Below are 622 nucleotides of genomic sequence, written 5' to 3'. Positions count from 1 at the left end.
CCAATTGAATGTTTAAATCAGGCCATACTGATTTTTTAGCCGCAGTAATGGCGGCGCGCTTAGCTTGCAATTGCAGCTGCATTTGCAGCATTTGCGGGCTTTGCGGTACTTTTTTCAACAACTCAGACCAGTTTAACTCCACATCGGGCAAGCCTTTGTCAACCAAAGGTCTGTCCACACGTAAACCATTACCCAGTAACCGTGCCAATTTTGCCCGTAAGAAGAGCGCATCACGCCCTGCTTTTTGCTCTTGAATACGTGCGTCCCCCAAGCGAATTTGCGCTAAGCGCAAATCAAGCTCCGCACCTACCCCGGCTTTAACTCGTTTATCGATGGCAGTCACAATATCCTGATTCAAGCGAACAAGTTTTTGGGTCACCTGATGCCATTGAACTGCATAAAATGCATCGACATAAGCACCTCCTACAGCCATATACAATGATGCTTTCTGAACATTTATTTGAGCTAGAGATGCTAAATAATCTGCATAGGTTGCTTTTTTCAGATACTTAAGACGACCGCCTAAAGGAATGGGTTGTGTTATAGATGCGGTCGTTTCTGCGGCCTCATAACTTGAATAACTTCCAGACCCGCCAAAATTTTCCGCAGTTAAGGTTAGCTG

Annotated in this window: 1 protein-coding gene; it reads right to left on the bottom strand. The window is 45.3% G+C overall.

Going from position 1 to position 622, the window contains the following annotated elements:
- On the bottom strand, positions 1-622 hold a 622-nt coding region (locus A8O27_RS18240), incomplete at both ends, for a TolC family protein (protein ID WP_162270518.1).

The sequence above is a fragment of the Legionella bozemanae genome (assembly GCF_001648595.1).
In the GTDB taxonomy this organism is placed as follows: domain Bacteria; phylum Pseudomonadota; class Gammaproteobacteria; order Legionellales; family Legionellaceae; genus Legionella; species Legionella bozemanae.
Note: the sequence above shows the minus strand (reverse complement) of the source record. Positions and strands in the feature narration are given on the sequence as shown.